The 3,286-nt window shown below is 66.8% G+C and carries 4 protein-coding genes; 2 read left to right on the top strand and 2 right to left on the bottom strand.

The annotated features are described in order from the left end of the window. Positions 1-711 (bottom strand): hypothetical protein (locus tag AB4Y99_RS26675; protein WP_441525450.1); only part of this gene is annotated, 711 nt, incomplete at its 3' end. A 73-nt stretch (positions 712-784) separates the two neighbouring features. Further along, the gene (locus AB4Y99_RS26670) at positions 785-2,056 is read right to left on the bottom strand and encodes a GGDEF domain-containing protein (protein ID WP_441525449.1); all 1,272 of its coding nucleotides are present in this window, start codon (positions 2,054-2,056) and stop codon (positions 785-787) included. Positions 2,057-2,338: 282 nt separating this feature from the next. On the opposite strand from AB4Y99_RS26670, the gene AB4Y99_RS26665 reads away from it, so the two are divergent. Both AB4Y99_RS26665 and AB4Y99_RS26660 read left to right on the top strand, forming a co-directional pair. Next, the gene (locus AB4Y99_RS26665; RefSeq protein WP_038358441.1) at positions 2,339-2,665 is read left to right on the top strand and encodes a DUF6949 family protein; all 327 of its coding nucleotides are present in this window, start codon (positions 2,339-2,341) and stop codon (positions 2,663-2,665) included. Between the two features lie 57 nt (positions 2,666-2,722). Next, entirely contained in the window at positions 2,723-3,253 is a 531-nt protein-coding gene (locus tag AB4Y99_RS26660) for a gamma carbonic anhydrase family protein (protein ID WP_038358438.1), read from the top strand. The last annotated feature ends 33 nt before the right edge of the window (positions 3,254-3,286 follow it).

Below are 3,286 nucleotides of genomic sequence, written 5' to 3'. Positions count from 1 at the left end.
ACCGTCCAGCGTGCGGCGTACGCCGCCCAGCATCACGGCCCAGTCTGCGATGATGGCGCGTGGGAAGCGGATGTTCACATCCATGCCGCGGTGATGGAAGGTGACGCGGCAGGGCTCGTCGACAAGCCCGCCCACATTGATCGGGCAGCGCGCGGCGAAGCCCCGGCCGTCGGGAACCGAGACATAGAACTCGTCGCCCTCGAAGGGCGAGCCCTTGCGGAAGCCGCGCACCACCAGACCGCCGGGATTCGACCAGACCGTCGGCGTCAGGAAGCGGGCATAGGTGGCGAGCTGGCGCGCCGGCTCGTTGACCTTGTCGGGCGGGCTCAGGGTGATCAGCAGCTTGTAGCGGCTCTGCGGCGCGGCCGGGCCGAGGCTCGGCCAGTCCAGCCGCAGGCGGGCCATGCCGACGAGCCGGCTCCTGTCGCGTTCGTCATCGTCGACGCCGGTCAGGTTCCGCGGGATCATCAGCGCCACATCGCCGACGCGGGCCGGTTGCAGCTCCGCTGAGGGCTCTTCGCGCCGATGTGTCCAGTAGAGCGCGGCGGCGGTCGCGAGCGCTCCGGCCAGCAGGATCGCGAAGGCCGCCTTCAGCATGGCGCCGTCGGCGCGCGGCAAAGGCCGGGCCGGCCGCTGCAGGCGCATGCGAACCATCGAAGCCAGGGCGGCGCCCTGATGTCCGGGCAGGTGGTGGGGAAGCGACGCAGTCATGTCCGGTGTTCTCGGAACGGGTTGCGTCTTACTGAATCATTGCCGCCTTAACGGCGCGTAAACCATAAGCCGTTCAGCCGGCCGGCACTTTCCGGAACTCGCCGGCATTGCCGACGACGCGGTCGCGGCCGAGCCGCTTGGCCTCGTAGAGATGGGCGTCGGCATGGATCAGAAGGTCGCGAACGCTCGCGGCGTCGTCCGGAAAGGTTGCGACGCCGATGCTCACCGTCGGAGCGGCGGCGAATTCCCGGGAAAGCGTGCCATGGACCGCGACCCGCATCCGCTCTGCATAGGCGAGGGCCGCGTTGTGCGGCATGTTCTCGCAGAGAATGACGAATTCCTCGCCGCCATAGCGAAAGATCCGGTCCTCGCTGCGGATTTCCGAGCGCAGGCATTCCACAACGCGGCGCAGCACCTCATCGCCGGTGACGTGGCCGTACCGATCGTTGATGCTCTTGAAGTGGTCGACGTCGAGGATCGCGAGGCTGAGCGGCTTTCGCGTGGCGGCAGCGCGCGTCGCCAAAGCGGGGGCGACGGTGTCGAAACGCTCGCGGGTGAGCGCGCCGGTCAGCGCATCATGCCCGCTCTTGCCGAGCAGATCCTCGTATTTGTGCCGATAGGTCAGCTTGTAGAAGATGTCGGCGAGGGGCTGCGGCGCGAGCTCCTGGGTGCTGCGCTCGAACAGCAGGAGGTAGAGGCCCATCAGCGCGCTATAGACCACGGCTGCGCCCATCTTGGCGACCCAGCCGCCGAAAAGAGCGTCCCAGGGCGTGCCGGTGACCGCGTGGAGGCCGGTGAAGAAGCAGATCTGGTCGAAGGTCAGGATCACCGCCAGGGTCAGGCAGGACCGCAGCACGGTCGAGCGCGGCATCAGGCGGTGCAGCTTCTCGTAAAGCAGGATCAGCGCGATCGAATCGATGAAGAGCAGCGTCGTGCCCCAGATCATCAGCGCGCCCATCTGGTCGATCAGCACGAGGTCGGGATTGTAGCCGGGCAGCGCGACCGGCGAGCCGTAGAGGCGCAGTGTCAGCACCAGCGCCACCATCAGGAAATTGCCGACCAGCAGCCCGTAGATCGGCTGGCGGACGGTTTCGGCGTCCTCGCGGATGTAGAACAGCAGGATGATGGCGAGCTTGCCGGAAAACAGCACCGTCGAGCCCGGCGAAAGCAGTCCGAACGGCAACTGGATGAAGAAGACCGCCGCCAGATAGGTCTCAAGGAAATGCATCACGCCGAGCGCGCAGAGAAACGCGCCGAGGCCCATGACATGCCGCAGACGGAACAGGAAGGCCATGACGCCGAAATAGATGAGCGCCTGAGCCAGGAGCAGGGTGATGCCTGACATCGGGAGAATCGCGTGGCTGCCAGCGCGTCTTACGGCATTCTTCCCGCAGGGCGGTCAACGGGGAAGGTCGCATGCCCGGCATTCGGCGGCTGACTGTGCCGCGGAAGGCACTGCGGTCGGCGCCGCTTCCGGCTCCGGTTCCGGGGAGGGGAAGCAGGGCGTAGTACCGCTCGGTACGGCCACATTAACCATGCCGGTTTACTATCCGGTAAGGCTTTTCTTCACAGTTCGTAAACCATAAGCCAGTGTCCCGCGCATTGCTCCGAGGGGAAGCTGCGCGCCATGACGATCGAACCCGCCACGCTCGAGGCGTTGCAGTCGCTGATCCTCGGTTTTGCCTTCGCCGGCCTTCTCGCAAGCGCTTTCGAGCTGTTCACGGCGCAGCGCGCGGATTTCAAGCTGCTGCAGGCCGGCGGTCTCGCAGCGGTCGCCAGCGTGCCGGTGGTCATCTTCAGCGCGCCGTTCCTGATCCTGCGCAACACGGTTCGCGGCCGCCGGATCGAGGGGCGGCCCTTCCTGTTCGTGATGCTCGCCAGCATGATCGCGGCCGTCTGGAGCATGGCGTCGGGCCGCGTCGTCCTCGACCTGCTGCACGTCCTCGTGGCTTGACGCCAGCCCGCCGGCGCCCTCAAAGCTCGGCATCGACGCATCCTCCGGGAGAATCCGATGCCGCTCTATTCGCTCGATGGAACCAAGCCGGAGACGCCTCCGCAGGGACAATGGTGGCTGGCTCCCGATGCCCATGTGATCGGGCGCGTGAGGCTCGCCGCCGGGGTCGGGATCTGGTTCGGGGCGGTTCTGCGCGGCGACAATGAGTGGATCGAGATCGGCGAGGACAGCAATGTCCAGGAGGGCTGCGTCTTCCATACCGATATGGGCTTTCCGCTTACCGTCGGTCCCCGCTGCACCATCGGCCACCGTGCGATCCTGCATGGCTGYACCATCGGCGAGAATAGCCTGGTCGGCATGGGCGCGACCGTGCTGAACGGCGCGAAGATCGGCCGCAACAGCCTTGTCGGGGCCAATGCGCTGGTGACGGAGGGCAAGGAATTTCCCGACAATTCGCTGATCGTCGGCGCGCCGGCCCGGGCCGTCCGGACGCTCGACGACAAGGCCGCGGCCGGGATCACCGCCTCGGCGCAGGCCTATGCCCGGCGCTGGCGGCAATTCGCGGCGGGGCTCGAGCGGCTGGATTGAGCCGGTCGCCCGTCCGGGGAGCTCCAAAAAGGT

It is taken from the genome of Allobosea sp. TAB14, assembly GCF_052113865.1.
GTDB lineage: Bacteria > Pseudomonadota > Alphaproteobacteria > Rhizobiales > Beijerinckiaceae > Allobosea > Allobosea spartocytisi.
The sequence above is the reverse complement of the archived record's forward strand: the minus strand, read 5'-3'. Positions and strand labels throughout refer to the sequence as shown.